Genomic DNA, 15,663 nt, shown 5'->3' with positions numbered 1-15,663 from the left:
TGTACATGCTGAACAGGTTTAGGGGTAATGTTAAGGTTCTTAGTTTTTTATTTGGCATTTTGGTACTGCCTTTTGCAGTACAGGCACAGCATTGGGGTGGTGGTTATGGTCAGCGGCGGGGGCCCGTGTTCCATTTGGGGGTTATGGGGGGTGCAACATTGGCTCGTGCCACCGGGAATGAACGTGGAAATGAACGTTTATGGGGATGGCTGGTTGGGCCGTATGCATCTTTAGATTTTACCGAGAATTTAGGCTTGCAGGCGGAGGTTTTGTATAGCCGTAATAGGGTGTGGGTTGACAACGGGAATGAGGGGGCGCAGTCTAAAATTGGTGTTAAAAGCTGGGATTTCCCTCTATTATTACGGTATTCTGTTGCCGATTTTTTCACGCTACAGGCGGGGCCGCAGATACGCCGTAATGTTACTTCGGAAAGAAATCGGGAGTTGAATAATCAGCATATTCAGGTTCGGCATCAGGTATCGTATGTTATAGGTTTTGAGCTGGGGTCTAAACAGCGTGGAAAACGTGTTTTTGGCCGCTATAATTGGAATAATAAATACGATAATACGGCTGTGGATAAAACCGTTAAAATCAATCAATTTCAATTTGGTGTCTTATTTCCGTTGTTATAGCTGGGGATGCTTTTTCGTTTTTTACCACCAGGAGGTTTAGGAGGTTTAGGAGGTTTAGGAGATTTAGCGGCATTTACTCTGCTATACAGGCTTCAAGGGTGGCTTTAAACAATTGCATCGCTTTTTTTTCGTAGGCGTCTTTAATTTGGATAAGCATGGCCATTCTTTTCTGTGTGATATCGGCGATGGGTATGGTAACAAGGTCTTTATCTGATACTGAAGTTTGCACCAGTATACTATGCCAGTTTCCTGTTTTTACGAGCGTTAATGCCGTAGGGATATCGTTAATTTCCATGCTAAAAACTGGGTTTAAGGCTTTTTGGAGAAAAGCCTTACTTATCACATGGTCGGTACTGTAACCTTTTGTTGCCACCAATAGTGGCAATTTTTCCATCTCTTTTAGTGTTATTGTTTTCTTATTTGCATAGGGCGAATGTATGCTGCTTACCATGGCTAGGGGCGACTCGAACAGCGGCTGGTAGGCATAGATAGGGTTGTCTTGTACTTCATTGAATACCAGTACCATATCCATTTCCAGGTTTTCTAAGTTTTGCACCAACCGGTGGGAGGCTCCGAAGATGGCTTGGATACGTATATTCGGGTAGCGCTCGGCGAAAATTAACAAGGCCTTCGTGAAGATATGCTGTAGACCTAAGGTTACGCCTATGGTGAGCGTGCCTGTTTGTAGGTTATGCAGGTCCATCAGCATGGCTTTTCCTTCTTCTGCTTTTTTAATGCTCTGCTGTGCAAAAACCGCAAAACGCTCACCTGCTTCCGTCAGGCTTATTCTTTTTCCAATACGGTTGAATAATAAGGTGTCGAGCTCGGTTTCCAGCTGTTTAATCTGCTGTGATAAGGTGCTCTGGCTGATGTATAGTGCCTTTGCTGCTTCGGTAAAGTTGTTCAGTTCCTTTGCTTTGAGGAAATATTTAAGTTGCCTGAGTTCCATTTGTAAATCGTTTTTATCTATTAATGATATCGAAAAATAGCGTTTTGTAAATTTAACAATACTGCGCAGTTTTGTTGGTATAAAATGGGAAATGTAGAAAATATATCGGGCATGCGATTGGGACAATGGTGCAGCAGTATACTATTTGCCGCTGGGCAGATCTTGTTATGGGGAGGGTCTTACTTTTTATTATCGGTGCTATCGGCTCCTATACGATTAGAAATGGGCTGGAGTTACCAATTCGTTTATGGAGCGTTGTCAGTAGCGTTGATGGTATCTGGTTTTATATTGCCCCGCATAGGACGTATCATTCAGCAAGGTGTTTCCGGCGAGGGCTTCCTCCTTTTTGCCGGCTGGGTAATGGCCGTGGGCTTGTTTATGCTATCGTATGCAACCCATGCTTTTGGATTTTTATGTAGCTGGCTCATAATAGGTATAGCCATGGGAATGGGTTTATACGATACCCTATTTGCTTCGGTAGCGCAGCGCTATGGCGCGCTAACGACCAAGGCTATAGTATTTATTACCCTGCTATCCAGTTTGGCACCTACAATATCGTGGTATTTGTTATCTCAATTTTTAGCCTATTTTAGCTGGCGTGAGACCTGCCAATTATACGCCGTATTACTGCTGTTACTGGTAACGCCCATACATGCCTTGGCCTTTCGTTTTGCTGGCGATAGGGTAAGTAACGCGCCGCCAGATGAAGGCGATACGCCACAAGCCCCAGCTGCGGTGAAACCCTCGCATTTGCAACGCTTACTTACCAGCCATTTTGTATTAGGGTCGATGTTAAGCACTTTGATTGTGGTATATTTAATTGAAATTTTAACGCATCAAGGTATCACGATGTCGGCAGTAATTGGGATAGCTGCAATTTTGGGACCCAGTCAATCGGGGGCGCGTTTAATAGAACTCTGTTGGCGACGGATATCGCCGTTCCACCTATCGCAGGTGTCGGCAGCTTTATTAGTCGTAGCTGTAGGTTTGTTAGCGTTGGGGCCCGCATTTGCGCTTGTCGCAGTGCTATTGTTCGGAATAGGAAATGGGCAACGGTCGATTTTGCGGGGTACCTTACCCTATGCGATTTTCGGCCGGACAAATTACGCCTTATGGATCGGAAAGTTAGGGCGATGGCCTTTGATAATGCAAGGCATTACACCATTGGTGGGCGGTTATGTCGTCCAGTATTTTGGGATACCCTTGTTGCTGTACTGCGCCTTAGCCTTAGCATTGGGTAATGCGTGGGTAGTATGGAAAATACAGCACATATTTAAAAGAAGTAAATAAAAAAGTAATTTTTCAGTATGGATTTAGCATTTAGAATGGCCGAAGTTGCCGATGAAGCTGCAATATGGCAAATTTTACAAGGGGCAATACAGCGGCGTAAGGAAGATGGTAGCAACCAGTGGCAGGATGGATATCCCAACCCAACGGTTATACAGGCCGATGTCGAAAGAGGTATAGGTTATGTCCTAACCGATCAAGGATCGGTAATCGGTTATGCCGCTGTACTTATCGACGATGAACCCGCCTACGCGAATATTGAAGGTACCTGGCAGTGTTCAGAGGGTTTTGTGGTGGTGCATCGAGTAGCTATCGCTACAGCATACCTGGGAAAGGGGCTTGCGCAGCGCCTGTTGGAATTTGTGGAGCTATGGGCGCAGGAGCAGCAGGTTCCTAGCATGCGTATAGACACTAATTTTGATAATAAAGGGATGTTGCGAATCTTGGAAAAGTCTGGATACAACTACCGTGGGGAGGTATATTTTCGTGGTAAGCCAAGAAAAGCTTATGAAAAGGTTTTTGGAAAAGCCATAGATTAGCACAAAGGACCGGAAATTAAACCGGTCCTTTTTTGTGTAAATTCTACTTGAATATATTAACGGCAGGGTTTATTTCCGGCCGTTCTGTTTGGTGCCAATACGGGTAAGGAGCTTTCGTTTTGCTGGCCTCGTTTAAACGTTGCATCTGCTCCGCCGTCAGCCTCCAGCCAGCCGCCCCCAAGTTGTCCTGTAGCTGGGCTTCATCGCGTGCACCAATAATCAAAGAAGATACGGTAGGGCGTTGTAGCAGCCAGTTTAGTGCAATCTGTGGTATACTTTTTCCCGTTTCTGCGGCTATAGCCTCCAAGGTGTCGGTAATGCGGAAAAGCTTTTCCTTTTCGATGCTGTCTTCATGAACCGGACTTCCACCTTCGGCAACCCTTCCGGCCGTAGGCCAAGGTTTATTGCGGCCGAATTTACCACCCAAGCGACCGCCAGCCAAGGGCGACCAAACAATGGCGCCCACCTGTTGATCATCAGCAAGCGGCATTAATTCCCATTCGTAATCCCTATTGGTTAAGGCGTAATATACCTGATGGGCGATGTATTTGTTCCAGCCGTAACGCGCTGAAACAGCTAAAGATTTCATTAAATGCCAGCCCGAGAAATTAGAGCAGGCGATATACCGAATTTTTCCAGACTGTATTAAGTCATCCAATACACGCAAGGTTTCTTCCACTGGTGTCAACGCATCAAAGCCATGCATATGGTAGACATCGATATAGTCCGTTTCCATGCGCTTTAGGCTGCCTTCCACCTGCTGAAGAATACGATGGCGCGATGAACCTTGGTTGTTAGGCCCCTGTCCAAAGGGGAATGTTGCTTTCGTGGAGATAATTAAATCGTCTCTTTTCTTGCCGCGAATTGCCTGTCCTAAAATTTCCTCAGAAACGCCCTGTGAGTATATATCCGCCGTATCAAAAAAATTGACACCCGCATCCATACAAGCATCGATTATGCGTTTTGCATCCGCCACCTGAGTGCTTCCCCAGGCTTCAAACCCATGTACGCCACCAAAGGTTCCCGTTCCAAAACAAAGCTCTGAAACATATAACCCTGAATTTCCTAGTCTTTTGTATTCCATAGTATCGTATCTTTATTATACCCTTAATTTATAACGTATTGTATACAAACAAAGTTCTAATAAAAATAAAAACTTCGCTTTTCTATGGGATTCAATTTTTATGACTTTTTGTTTCACTGGGGTTTTCTCCGAAGTGGCTTTTGTACAATCGGGAGAAATGGGAAACATTTGCATAACCCAGCGTATAACAAACTTCAGCAATAGACAACTGTGTCGTAACAAATAATTCACGGGCTTTTTGGAGACGTTTTTCCTGTATCCATTTGGCCGGTGTGGTATGGAATATAGCTTCAAACTCGCGTCGGAAGCTTGACAGGCTGCGCCCCGAAATAAAAGCCAAATCGCTGATCGAATGCGGTTGCAGGTAATGCGCTTCCATGGTGGTAAGCAGGTCGGAAGGCTCATGCTGGTTCAAAGCCATGAGCTGCTGCATAAACTGTGGGTTGCTTTGCGATAAATCGTATAACAATTCTAGAATCTTTAACTTAAAAAGGCCTAACTTCACCTCCTCATTGTCGTCGAAGTAAGGTTTTAACGAAGTCAAGAACGACTGCAAACGTAAACCATAGGGGTATACGATGACATCCTGCACTTTATTTTGCGGCAATTTGTTGCCTTCAATTTCAAGAAGTTTTACAAAATCTATTAAGATATCTTTTTTCAGCGAGAAGGATACGCTCTCGTAAATATGTCTGTTATTGGGGTTTCCGGTTTTAATAAATTCGGTATAAGTACCCTTTTTTATCAGCATCATTTCGCCCGCTTGTACGGTATAACGGTTTTCACCAATCTGTACGATATGTGTGCCCTCGATAACAAAAAGCAGAAAGTGGTCTTTCAGCATTTTGAATTTATGGAAGGGTTCCGGGTGTTCCTGCCTACATATTTCTGTTGTAGCCATATTTTCAGCTTCCAGAATAATATGCTCACTAGGAAAGGGCTTTTTTTCGCCGGTCTGTTTATTTACACGCATGTATACTCTTTAAATAATTCCAAATGTAGTAAATACAACTTATTTTTTAGGATTATCGATCGGCGGGTTGCCAACAATTTAGGGTTTAGGTTGTTATAACAAATAAAAAGCTTATGAGTAAGAATGTTTCAGAACAGATGGTGGATATGTTGGTCGATGCGGGCATCAAGCGTATCTATGCCGTTACGGGAGATAGTCTCAATCATTTGAATGATGCGGTACGCCGGAATGGAAAAATTGAATGGATACATGTGCGCCATGAAGAGGTCGGCGCCTATGCTGCCGCAGCGGAAGCCGAGTTGGATGGCCTGGCATGTTGTGCCGGCAGCTGTGGCCCTGGCCATGTGCACCTTATAAATGGTGTTTATGATGCGCATCGTGCACATACCCCATTGTTGGTTATCGCGTCGACGATCAATACACCCGAATTTGGAACCGATTACTTCCAGGAAACCAATACCCTTAAACTTTTCGACGATTGTAGTGTATATAATCAAATGATTATGACGCCTCAGCAGGCACCACGGATGTTGCAGAATGCCATTCAGCATGCCATTAGTAAAAAGGGGGCTGCTGTTATTGGACTTCCCGGGGATGTATCGGAGCTTCCGGCGGAAGAAAATTTAACGTCAAGTCAGTTTTTTTTTACCAATCCTGTGATACGGCCGAATGACGAGGAGCTGCAACAGCTGGCGGATCTGATTAATACCAGCACAAAGATTACACTTTTTTGTGGTATAGGTGCCGAGAAGGCGCATAGCGAAGTTGTGCAGTTATCCAAATACCTACACGCCCCGGTGGGGTATACGTTCCGCGGAAAGATGGGTATACAGTATAATAACCCCAATGAAATTGGGATGACAGGCTTATTGGGGTTGCCATCGGCCTACCATAGTATGCACGAGTCTGATTTGGTGCTGCTATTGGGAACCGACTTTCCATATCAGGCATTTATGCCGACAAAAAATAAAATTGTGCAAATCGATACTGCCTCGGAGCGCTTAGGAAGGCGGTCGCAGCTGGAGTTGGGGCTTTGTGGTGATGTGCGCGATACTCTTCAGGCCTTAATTCCACTTTTGCGCCCGAAAACGGATGATAGCTTTTTACAAAGCCAGTTAAAGCTGTACGAGAAGGTTAAGGAAAACCTGAATGTGTATGTGAAGGATAGTGGAAAAGAAAAGAATATACAGCCTGAGTTTTTAACCGACACCCTCTGCAGGCAGGCTACTGACGATGCTATATTCACGGTAGATACAGGGATGTCTTGTGTTTGGGGTGCCCGTTTTATCCGTGCTACAGGTAAACGGCGTATGTTGGGGTCTTTCAATCATGGCTCAATGGCCAATGCGATGCCTATGGCGATAGGGGCGGCACTGGCGCATCCTGAAAGACAGGTTATTGCGTTATGTGGCGACGGTGGTCTATCCATGCTGATGGGCGATTTGGCGACTATACATCAGTACAATCTGCCGGTGAAGATTATTGTATTTAATAACCGAACTTTAGGGATGGTGCGGTTGGAAATGCAGGTTGCAGGGCTGCCCGACAACCAGACGGATATGATAAACCCCGATTTTGCTAAAATTGGTGAAGCCATGGGCATAACGAGTGAAAACATTGTCTTGCCGGAGGAAGTAGAACATGCCGTTCAGCGCGCCTTAGCGCACAATGGGCCCTACCTGTTAAATGTTTTTACCAACCCAAATGCTTTAGCCTTGCCGCCAAAGATTGAATTTAAGCAGGTGGTCGGCATGACAAAGGCTATGACAAAATTGATGTTGGGTGGAAAGATGGAGGAGGTATTTGATACGATAAAATCTAACTATAAACACCTCTTTTAAGGGTTAAGTTTTTCGCATTTAACCTGATAATTGTAAGAAAGCCGCTCGCTGCTGGGTATAGCAATGAGCGGCTTTTTTTTAAGTTGTTGCGTTCTAATGTTCTATTTTTCCATTTTAGGCAGAAAACTGGCTACCACACCAATCAACGGGAGGTAAGCGCAGATTTTAAAGACATATTCAATGCTGGTATGGTCGGCGAGATACCCTAATACTGCCGATCCTATTCCACCCATACCAAAGGCGAAACCAAAAAATAGTCCGGCAATCATGCCCACCTTACCGGGGATAAGATCGGTGGCATAAACGAGGATTGCCGAAAATGCCGACGAGATAATCAGACCGATTATAATGGCCAGTATGATGGTAAACTCGAGCCCTACATGCGGCAGTAATAGGGTAAACGGTGCTGCCCCTAAAATAGAAATCCATATAATTACTTTTCTACCATATCTATCGCCCAAGGGGCCTCCAAGAATGGTTCCGGCAGCTACTGAAGCCAGGAAAGCAAACAAATAAATCTGCGACTCTTGCACAGAAACCCCAAACTTATCTATTAAATAAAAGGTGAAATAACTTGTCATCGACGCCATGTAAAAATACTTCGAGAAGATTAATACCAATAATATTCCAATGGCAAAGGCGATCGTCTTTTTCGGTAATGCTTTATGCGTAGGCTGTGCCGATTGATCCAATGCTTTGGACGAATTTGATAGGGGTGCTTTTATCGGCTTGGGGATTATATTAGCGCCATACCATTTCCCGACAATCGTTAAAATAAATAGGGCCAGAACGGCCAAAATACCAAACCAGCTGATGTAGTTTTGCCCATGTGGAATAACAATTAACGCCGCCAGCAATGGGCCTATAGCACCTCCGGCATTGCCCCCAACCTGAAATATAGATTGTGCCAATCCTTTTTTTCCGCCCGATGCTAAATGCGCAACGCGGGAGGCTTCCGGGTGAAATATAGAAGAGCCCATACCAATTAAACTAACGGATGCCAAGATATAATAAAAATTGGAGGCAAAGGCGATGCATAACAGCCCTAATAAGGAGAATAACATGCCCAATGCTAAAGATTTCGGGTTCGGATTTTTGTCGGTATATAAGCCAACGAAGGGTTGCAGTATAGATGCCGTTAACTGGAATACCAGGGTAATTATTCCGATTTGCGTAAACGATAGGGCATAGTTTGTTTTTAATAGGGGATATACTGCTGGTATAACCGACTGTATAAGGTCGTTTAATAAATGCGAAAAACTTATCGCGAAAAGGATGGAGTATACCGTCTGGTTCGTCGATAAGCTGGCTGCTGGGGATTGATTTTTCATAGTTTTAAGTCATCAGGTCATCTGATGTTTTGAGTTAATTTTTTTTTAGTTTCCAATAATTTCCTTTAAGATATGTAAGGCTTCAGCCGATTTTTTAGCTTTAATGGCCTGCAAAAGGCTTTCATGCAGGTCTTGACTATCGGTGAAGCTAGCTGTATCCTTGTAGATATGATTAAAGAATTTAGCGATATGGTCCGATAGGGTTTTGTATAAGGCAAATAGAATTGTATTGCCCGAACTTTCTGCTAACATCGTATGGAATCTAATATCGGCATGGATAGATTCCTCAATATTACCAAGATGCGCATAGTGCTTACGCTCCTGCAGACTTTTGGCCATCTCCTTCAGGTGTTCATCCTTTCTGTTGTGTGCTGCTTTTTCGACAATTTTAAGCTCCAATAGCTGTCGCACCTCATGTATATCCGCAAAATCAGCACGTTCAATTTTAGCATCGAGATCCCTATTGCTCACATGGCTGATAACAAACGTTCCAAGCCCCTGTTGTACACTAACAAAGCCCTGTTGGGTTAAGTATTTTATCGCCTCGCGGATTGTAGAGCGGCCGACTTCAAACGTTGTCATCAATTCAGGTTCGGTGGGTAGTTTATCGTTCAATTTATACACACCACGCTCAATATTATGACGCAGATGCTCAGCGACCTCTTCTGCTAATGATTTTCTTTTGATTGGTTTCATGCTTTAATTCATCATATCATCTGACGACTTCAAATATACTACACTGCATTTGTTTTTCCTAAAGAAAGGATATTTTAATTTGTTTTTTTGGAAATTACTTGGAGCGGCTGAGGCCATTGTAGGTTAGATTCAAATGATCGAGGAGACAATGGAGGCTGGGCGCTATAAAAAACGGATATATGGAAAACTTGTTTTCCATATATCCGGTACAATATAAAAGCCTTTACTTAGGCGAATAGGCGATTAGCGATTAAGCGTTAAGGCTTTTAGCTACGACATCCCAATTTACAACCGACCACCAGTTTTTAATGTAATCTGGTCGTTTATTTTGGTATTGTAAGTAGTAAGCATGCTCCCAAACATCAAGACCTAAAATAGGTTTTCCTTTTTCAACTTGGTTGCCCATTAAAGGGTTATCCTGATTGGCGGTAGCAGTAATTTTAAGCTTACCATTCTGTACAATTAACCAAGCCCAGCCCGATCCAAACTGCGAAGCTGCGGCTTTTGCAAACTGCTCTTTAAACTGCTCAAAGCCCCCAAAGTCGCGGTCTATAGCCTTAGCTAAAGCCCCTGTCGGAGCGTTGTTTGCCTGTGGCTTGCGCATTACCTTCCAGAATAATGCATGGTTGTATGCACCGCCGGCATTATTACGAAGCTTAGCCGAATATTTATCGATTTGTGCAAAAAGCTCGTTTACATTTTTTACCTGCACCTTTTCCTGCTCCAAAGCCTCGTTAGCATTTTTTACATAGGCACCGTAGTGCAAGTCGTGGTGAATCTGCATGGTTTTAGCATCGATCACATCGACCAAGGCATCATATGCATACGGGAGAGGCTCTACCTCAAAACGTAAAGCCGCATTTTTACCCAAGTTAATATGTTCGAAAGCACTGCTCGAATTTGCCAAGGCCACACCTGCCGCTAACCCAAGGCTATTCTTTAAGAATTGTCTTCTATCTGCCATAGTAAGTTTTTTTTATTAATGTAACGCTAATTTAATTACAATCTTGTTTAGAAAGGCAAGATTATCAAAAAATTATCATTAGCGACCTGTGAAATTATGATGTTTTCGAGCTATAGGTCTTTATTTTACCTGAACAGGGAAGGTCAACAGCTCCTCGCTAGCAGGCTTACCATCTTTTAACAAGCGCACTTTTATATCCCAGTGCCCCTTCATACTAAAGTTTACCCTGCCCTCATAATGGCCATCACCAGTACTTTTGGCTGCTATATTCTTGTCAGATCCATGGCCCATATCCGGCATGAAAGGCTCCACTTCTATGCTATAGCCATCCACAATTGGGAAAGCATCCTTTTCGATTTTATGCAATACAAAATGAATAGGCTGCTCACCTACACTGGCCTGATCGGGCAGTAGGCAGCTTACAAAAACACGTCCATCAGCCTGTGTATTTGTCGCGAGGGTACGATCTACAGAAGCCTCTTTCACAGGCAAGGCTATCGATAGCGTATCGTTACTGTCCTTAAGCCCGCTGTTTGCCAGTTGTAACAACCAGCCCTTTCCCATATCACGGATATTAGGCATTATAAAAACAATATCCGCTTGATAAATGCCATTGCCTAAAGATTTTAGGGGATAGAAAGGGGCTCCATGCGCCATCATTCCCATATCCATTTTAACATCGTAATTCAAGGAGGTAAGTGCTGCAGGGTTACCCTCTTTATCGGTTAAGCGAATAAAAATGCTTTCAAATTTACTGGTCAAACTATCCTTGGCCCAAAGGCTGATATTTTTATCTTGAAAGACCGTATCCTGAATCTTCGTATAATCTGCAAAGTCCATAGCCTCTGCCGTAGTATGGCCAGCTGAAGACGTTGATGATGTTGGCGATGTTGGCGTTCCACAAGCTGCAGCCAGCATAAGTAATGCTGCAGCCAGAAGTTGAGGTACTACATTTATTTTCATGATTTTATTTTTTATTAAGCGTATTTATTTCTGCTGTAAAAGCTTGTTAATATCCTGTATAGCCTTATCCACCGATTCGACATCTGTGCCATCGTACACCGCGCGAACATGCCCCTGTCTGTCGACCAAGGTTAAGGCACCACTATGGTCGAAACCGCCGGGTAAATCCGGGTTTTCGGTAGCAAAAGAAAAATAACCATCCTTGCCGGCAATAGGGTAAATCTCCTCCTGCGGGCCATTTAAAAAGCGCCAATTCTGAGGTGCGCCAAGCTTTTCCGCATAATCTTTTAACACCTGTGGGGTATCGTATTTGGGGTCTATGCTGTGGGATAGAATAATAAAATTGGGCTCATCTTTAAAGTGCTGTGCTATGGCCAATACATTTTTGGATAATAGAGGGCAAATCGTAGGGCATCTTGTAAAAAAGAAGTCTGCCAAATAAATTTTGTTGTCGACTTCCTGGTTGCTGATCCAGTTACTGTCTTGATCCACAAAACGGAATTTTGGAATAACATGGTAAATGGTATCTTGGTATTCTTTACCATCCCTAATTATCGTTTGTGTTTCTCGCTCTCCCAATATCGGGAGTTCATTTTTTGAGGAGGTACTACTGTTGCAGGCTACCATAGCCGATAGCATAAAGCCCGCAACTAAACATTGCAGTGCAATTTTTCGTATGTTGGTAAACATAAATGTTGAAGTTTAATATGTAATGTACTAGCAAATATTGCCCTATTCCTGATGAAAGATGGTGCAATACGAAAGGCTGCAAAAGCAGCGATATGCATGTAAACGTACTAAACTACTGGAGGATGGAATATGCGCGCCGAGTGTGCAAAAGCATAATGGTTAATATATTTTGCCGACGGCTGTGGCAGGCGGTTTTCCAGCTGTGGCAGGCTGTAATCCCACCGCGGATGTTCTACCGGTAACGACAATACCAACGTTTCTTTTAATTTAAGGTCCGGGTTTTTCTGCTCTTGCTCTTGCTGTATATGGATTTTCTTTATTAAAATACAAGTCCCCTTACAGGTATTTACGATTTCATATTTTAAAATACACTCGTTGTGAGAATAGTAATCCTGATTATGGTAAAAACCCGCCACAACCCAAGCAATACCGAAGCTTTGTGCCAGTAAACATAACGCGAGTATAGTTACGATAAACCCTTTCATTTCCTGTCCAAAGGTAACCCATTTTGCGGGGAATGTCAAAATATAACATCGGTAAACCTACATTTTCCAATCTTATTAACCGCTTTTCAAGCTTTTGAACCATCGTAACACCGTTTCCACAGGATTTCCTTTTAAGGCATAACGAACAATAATAAAATTAAGTGGAAAGGCGATTAGAACCACAAATATAGGCGCAAAAAACTTGTTAACGCCAACATGTAAAAATATATTCAGCAAGATAAGTTCGTTACAGAGGTTTATCAAGTGTCCCGCTAAAAATTGCAGCGCTCTTTTTACCGACGGTTTAACCTGAAAGGTAAAATACGACGATAAAAAATAATTACATACAATACTTACCGAAAAGGCCAGGAGGTAGGCAATATTCGGGTTAAACGTTGCGCTCACCAGTGTGAGGTATATGACATAGTTTATTACTGTCGCTATACCACCGACACATATAAAACGGACAATAGAATAGCTGAAGATCTTCGCGAACAGCTGTTTTAGTTTATACATCAAATCCAAGGTATTTTTTAGTCGTTTGAAAGTCGCATCCTCTGTTTTTTAAGTCAACAATCAGACGTTCCAGTTTGTTTAACAACGTCGTTCCCGAGCAGTTGGCAATAAAACCAGGCACCCCAAACTCGCTATCCGCAAGCCTGTCTGAAAATTCCCATGGATGGAAATACAAGTTGAGGTGCCCATCTTTTTTCAGTGCCGTATAAGCCAGCTTTTTGTAGAAGTGAAAGCCCATGACATGAAAAGAAATCCAGAATAAGGGTATGCGCAAAGGCCAGGATACGGAGGTCGGGTACTGCAAGATGCTGCCCTCTTTAAATATGCTGCGTGGTTTTAGCAGGTTATTATACCGAAAAGGCACACAGGTTGGGTTCATCGACGAGTTATACAAATATCCGGCAGCAGCAAGCTCATCGGCAGAAATTTTTGCCAAACGTGGCGACCGATAGCCGATAACCGGTGTTCCGGTAATCGCTTCCAAGGCTATTTTTGATTTCGCCGGCATCAATTTGCTGCCAGGAGCATGATAGAAATCGTGCGAAGCAATTTCATGGCCTAAACTTAAAATACGTCTGACGATGCTGACCTTATGCTGTGCATAGTTTGCCGTAACATAAAAGGTCGCCTTAGCCTGATGTTTTTCCAACATCCTTAATAGCCCCTCCAATCCTTCCGTAGAAACGGAAAGCTGCTTTTCGAATGCTATTTCTAGCCCACGCTCGGTAGGGAAATCAAACTCTTCAACGTCAAAAGTAAGGTTTACGATCATCTTCGGGTTGCTATTTTAAAAAAGTTTAATGACTCACGAACTAGTACGGCCAACGACATTTTAGACATTACGACCTCTTCGCGAAGGTTCGTTTCAATATTGACAATATGGATATCTTTTTGACGCGCTGCCAATACGATAAATTCGGTGTCAAATAAAAAATCTTTAATACGTGTCTGTAGCATTATTTTTCGGGCCTTGGGCGAAAGCCCCTTCAATCCGCCCTGTGTATCGGTAAATTTTATCCCTAAAAATAAACGGTTCATCAGCTGTGAACCATGCGACATTAATTTGCGTAAAGGCTTTAGTTTAGAGTAATAACTGCTGTTGCGCACGGCAATAACAATATCCGTATCTGCAAAAGTTTTATCGATAACCTGACACATAGATTCCAAGGAGTAAGGCATATCTATATCCGTATAGAGGGTATAAGGCGCAGTCGATGCGGCAATACCAGCACGTACGGCTACCCCCTTGCCGCCATTTTTCTTATTGTCTACAATAAGTGTTCCCGGAATTGTTTGTTGCAGCTTTTTCTGCACTTGAGGGTCAAAATTGCACGTCGAGCCATCGTTGGAAACAATAAGTCTTAATTTTTTGTCTGGGTAGGCGGCCTTTAAATCAGAAAACCTACGGTCCAGTACCGCTATAAAATCCGCTTGCGGATTATAACATGGAAGTACAATATCCATGTCGTAGTATTGTTGCATGCGTGTAATAGTAATTAATATAATAGAGGACGATTTTCAGTAGGCGACAAGAAGGTTGTCCAAACCATTCTGAGCCAGATAATTAGAAAAGTCCACACATTCAGCCATAACGTATAACATATTATGTTCATAACAGGCTTGGGCACAAAAATATCAATTGGAACGATACAAAGGAAAAAGAATGCTGCCCAAAAGAGAATTTTGTCGATAAGCAGGGGAGTCGACCGACTCCAATACCACAACATGTAGCCAGCCAAGGCAATAACATACGTATGGCGCTCGGCAGCATCGCTAAATAAAATTGTCCAGCCCATAAGTACCGCCAGTGCCTGCGCACGGAAGGCCATGTTATTATATTTTTTGCGGTTTACGATCAGTAATATGGCTAAGATGCCTAAAGCACCAAGCTGTATGGTGCGGTAGTGCGGTAATAGAAACTCCGATAGGGGCGTGATATAATAAATAGAGTCGAAAACCTGTGTGCTATGGTGGCTAGAAAGGCTATACAACCACTCGCCATAATAGGGCAGAAACTCGGTGGTGGTTAGTTTTAATAAAGGCAGCAAAAATAAGAGCGCACCAGTAAGGAGCACATAACCCATATTTCTCCACAACTGCGGGTAGCACAGCAGTAAGCCCAATTGAAAAATACCATATACCTTAGTCGTTCCCGAAATCATAATCAATACTATGGCCCAAAAAAATTGCTTCCGTTCCATCAGGCTATATGCAAATAAAAAAATATAAGCCACGGTAACGTTGTATTGAAAAGACAGTAAACTTTGGCCTAATATTAAGAGCGTAAACAAAAACATATTGCACTTCTGCCGATCACTAAAGTTTGGCGGGAGTTTAAAAATGGCCAGGAAAAATAAACTGTAGTTAAAGATATTCCAGGCAAAGGGCCCCAACCATGCCGGAAGAAAAGCGAAGGGGCTAAACAACACCGAAAATATGGGGGTATATAAAAAGAAGCGTCCATGTGCCGTAACCCACTCATCGGTATACGGGCTTATACCCTTCCAAAAATCACGCGAGGAATCGGCAAAGACGATAAAATTTTGATGGCGGCCTTTCGAGAACTCTAAGAACGTCAATACTAAAGTAACCAATAAACCAAAATAATACAGGTACTTTGGGTTATAGCGTAGCGGTGCAAATGCGCGGATCTTCATAGCGTTAGATGTAATATTTTTTTAGTTAAATCTTTACTTGTCAGATTTTTAAGGTT

The 15,663-nt window shown here is 43.1% G+C and carries 17 protein-coding genes; 4 read left to right on the top strand and 13 right to left on the bottom strand.

All coding sequences use genetic code 11. The features are described from left to right. The first annotated feature begins 5 nt into the window (after positions 1–5). Complete coding sequence (locus ACL9RF_RS14070; protein WP_422801269.1) at positions 6–632, top strand: outer membrane beta-barrel protein; 627 nt, start codon at positions 6–8, stop codon at positions 630–632. A gap of 73 nt (positions 633–705) precedes the next feature. Here ACL9RF_RS14070 and ACL9RF_RS14065 read toward each other — a convergent pair whose 3' ends face one another. Then, positions 706–1,581: a LysR substrate-binding domain-containing protein gene (locus tag ACL9RF_RS14065; RefSeq protein ID WP_422801268.1), complete on the bottom strand. Its 876-nt coding sequence runs from the start codon at positions 1,579–1,581 to the stop codon at positions 706–708. Positions 1,582–1,665: 84 nt separating this feature from the next. Between ACL9RF_RS14065 and ACL9RF_RS14060 the strand changes: the two genes are divergently transcribed. Both ACL9RF_RS14060 and ACL9RF_RS14055 read left to right on the top strand, forming a co-directional pair. Continuing rightward, positions 1,666–2,871, top strand: a complete 1,206-nt coding sequence (locus ACL9RF_RS14060) for a hypothetical protein (protein ID WP_422801267.1) — start codon at positions 1,666–1,668, stop codon at positions 2,869–2,871. A 17-nt stretch (positions 2,872–2,888) separates the two neighbouring features. After that, on the top strand, positions 2,889–3,407 hold the full coding sequence (locus ACL9RF_RS14055; RefSeq protein WP_422801266.1) for a GNAT family N-acetyltransferase: 519 nt from the start codon (positions 2,889–2,891) through the stop codon (positions 3,405–3,407). 43 nt (positions 3,408–3,450) lie between these two features. Here ACL9RF_RS14055 and ACL9RF_RS14050 read toward each other — a convergent pair whose 3' ends face one another. Both ACL9RF_RS14050 and ACL9RF_RS14045 read right to left on the bottom strand, forming a co-directional pair. Next, positions 3,451–4,491, bottom strand: a complete 1,041-nt coding sequence (locus ACL9RF_RS14050; RefSeq protein ID WP_422801265.1) for an aldo/keto reductase — start codon at positions 4,489–4,491, stop codon at positions 3,451–3,453. Positions 4,492–4,582: 91 nt separating this feature from the next. Next, a complete protein-coding gene (locus ACL9RF_RS14045) occupies positions 4,583–5,464 on the bottom strand; it encodes a helix-turn-helix domain-containing protein (protein WP_422801264.1) in 882 nt (293 codons plus the stop codon). Positions 5,465–5,577: 113 nt separating this feature from the next. Between ACL9RF_RS14045 and ACL9RF_RS14040 the strand changes: the two genes are divergently transcribed. Then, positions 5,578–7,305 (top strand): thiamine pyrophosphate-dependent enzyme, encoded by a 1,728-nt coding sequence (locus ACL9RF_RS14040; protein WP_422801263.1) that lies wholly within the window; start codon positions 5,578–5,580, stop codon positions 7,303–7,305. A 101-nt stretch (positions 7,306–7,406) separates the two neighbouring features. Here ACL9RF_RS14040 and ACL9RF_RS14035 read toward each other — a convergent pair whose 3' ends face one another. The 10 genes from ACL9RF_RS14035 to ACL9RF_RS13990 form a co-directional block, all read right to left on the bottom strand. Further along, complete coding sequence (locus tag ACL9RF_RS14035; protein ID WP_422801262.1) at positions 7,407–8,636, bottom strand: MFS transporter; 1,230 nt, start codon at positions 8,634–8,636, stop codon at positions 7,407–7,409. A gap of 45 nt (positions 8,637–8,681) precedes the next feature. Next, on the bottom strand, positions 8,682–9,332 hold the full coding sequence (locus ACL9RF_RS14030; RefSeq protein WP_422801261.1) for a FadR/GntR family transcriptional regulator: 651 nt from the start codon (positions 9,330–9,332) through the stop codon (positions 8,682–8,684). A gap of 250 nt (positions 9,333–9,582) precedes the next feature. Continuing rightward, on the bottom strand, positions 9,583–10,296 hold the full coding sequence (locus ACL9RF_RS14025) for a superoxide dismutase (RefSeq protein WP_422801260.1): 714 nt from the start codon (positions 10,294–10,296) through the stop codon (positions 9,583–9,585). A 120-nt stretch (positions 10,297–10,416) separates the two neighbouring features. After that, a complete protein-coding gene (locus ACL9RF_RS14020; RefSeq protein WP_422801259.1) occupies positions 10,417–11,259 on the bottom strand; it encodes a FixH family protein in 843 nt (280 codons plus the stop codon). Between the two features lie 24 nt (positions 11,260–11,283). Then, positions 11,284–11,949 (bottom strand): SCO family protein, encoded by a 666-nt coding sequence (locus ACL9RF_RS14015; RefSeq protein WP_422801258.1) that lies wholly within the window; start codon positions 11,947–11,949, stop codon positions 11,284–11,286. Positions 11,950–12,056: 107 nt separating this feature from the next. Continuing rightward, on the bottom strand, positions 12,057–12,473 hold the full coding sequence (locus ACL9RF_RS14010) for a hypothetical protein (protein ID WP_422801257.1): 417 nt from the start codon (positions 12,471–12,473) through the stop codon (positions 12,057–12,059). Positions 12,474–12,509: 36 nt separating this feature from the next. Then, positions 12,510–12,950, bottom strand: a complete 441-nt coding sequence (locus ACL9RF_RS14005; RefSeq protein ID WP_422801256.1) for a GtrA family protein — start codon at positions 12,948–12,950, stop codon at positions 12,510–12,512. After that, entirely contained in the window at positions 12,943–13,722 is a 780-nt protein-coding gene (locus ACL9RF_RS14000) for a polysaccharide deacetylase family protein (protein ID WP_422801255.1), read from the bottom strand. Before ACL9RF_RS14000 ends, ACL9RF_RS14005 begins: the two co-directional genes overlap by 8 nt. Next, complete coding sequence (locus ACL9RF_RS13995) at positions 13,719–14,432, bottom strand: glycosyltransferase family 2 protein (protein WP_422801254.1); 714 nt, start codon at positions 14,430–14,432, stop codon at positions 13,719–13,721. Before ACL9RF_RS13995 ends, ACL9RF_RS14000 begins: the two co-directional genes overlap by 4 nt. Positions 14,433–14,446: 14 nt before the next feature. Further along, positions 14,447–15,607 carry a glycosyltransferase family 87 protein gene (locus ACL9RF_RS13990; RefSeq protein WP_422801253.1) on the bottom strand — a complete coding sequence of 387 codons (1,161 nt, stop codon included), beginning with the start codon at positions 15,605–15,607 and terminating at the stop codon, positions 14,447–14,449. Positions 15,608–15,663: the final 56 nt, after the last annotated feature.

Source organism: Sphingobacterium sp. Mn56C (assembly GCF_049319645.1).
Taxonomy (GTDB): domain Bacteria; phylum Bacteroidota; class Bacteroidia; order Sphingobacteriales; family Sphingobacteriaceae; genus Sphingobacterium.
The sequence above is the reverse complement of the archived record's forward strand: the minus strand, read 5'-3'. Positions and strand labels throughout refer to the sequence as shown.

Coding starts and splice junctions, on each gene's coding strand:
- ACL9RF_RS14070 (WP_422801269.1), top strand. CDS start 6: ATGCTGAACAGGTTTAGGGGTAATGTTAAGGTTCTTAGTTTTTTATTT.
- ACL9RF_RS14065 (WP_422801268.1), bottom strand. CDS start 1,581: ATGGAACTCAGGCAACTTAAATATTTCCTCAAAGCAAAGGAACTGAAC.
- ACL9RF_RS14060 (WP_422801267.1), top strand. CDS start 1,666: ATGGGAAATGTAGAAAATATATCGGGCATGCGATTGGGACAATGGTGC.
- ACL9RF_RS14055 (WP_422801266.1), top strand. CDS start 2,889: ATGGATTTAGCATTTAGAATGGCCGAAGTTGCCGATGAAGCTGCAATA.
- ACL9RF_RS14050 (WP_422801265.1), bottom strand. CDS start 4,491: ATGGAATACAAAAGACTAGGAAATTCAGGGTTATATGTTTCAGAGCTT.
- ACL9RF_RS14045 (WP_422801264.1), bottom strand. CDS start 5,464: ATGCGTGTAAATAAACAGACCGGCGAAAAAAAGCCCTTTCCTAGTGAG.
- ACL9RF_RS14040 (WP_422801263.1), top strand. CDS start 5,578: ATGAGTAAGAATGTTTCAGAACAGATGGTGGATATGTTGGTCGATGCG.
- ACL9RF_RS14035 (WP_422801262.1), bottom strand. CDS start 8,636: ATGAAAAATCAATCCCCAGCAGCCAGCTTATCGACGAACCAGACGGTA.
- ACL9RF_RS14030 (WP_422801261.1), bottom strand. CDS start 9,332: ATGAAACCAATCAAAAGAAAATCATTAGCAGAAGAGGTCGCTGAGCAT.
- ACL9RF_RS14025 (WP_422801260.1), bottom strand. CDS start 10,296: ATGGCAGATAGAAGACAATTCTTAAAGAATAGCCTTGGGTTAGCGGCA.
- ACL9RF_RS14020 (WP_422801259.1), bottom strand. CDS start 11,259: ATGAAAATAAATGTAGTACCTCAACTTCTGGCTGCAGCATTACTTATG.
- ACL9RF_RS14015 (WP_422801258.1), bottom strand. CDS start 11,949: ATGTTTACCAACATACGAAAAATTGCACTGCAATGTTTAGTTGCGGGC.
- ACL9RF_RS14005 (WP_422801256.1), bottom strand. CDS start 12,950: ATGTATAAACTAAAACAGCTGTTCGCGAAGATCTTCAGCTATTCTATT.
- ACL9RF_RS14000 (WP_422801255.1), bottom strand. CDS start 13,722: ATGATCGTAAACCTTACTTTTGACGTTGAAGAGTTTGATTTCCCTACC.
- ACL9RF_RS13995 (WP_422801254.1), bottom strand. CDS start 14,432: ATGCAACAATACTACGACATGGATATTGTACTTCCATGTTATAATCCG.
- ACL9RF_RS13990 (WP_422801253.1), bottom strand. CDS start 15,607: ATGAAGATCCGCGCATTTGCACCGCTACGCTATAACCCAAAGTACCTG.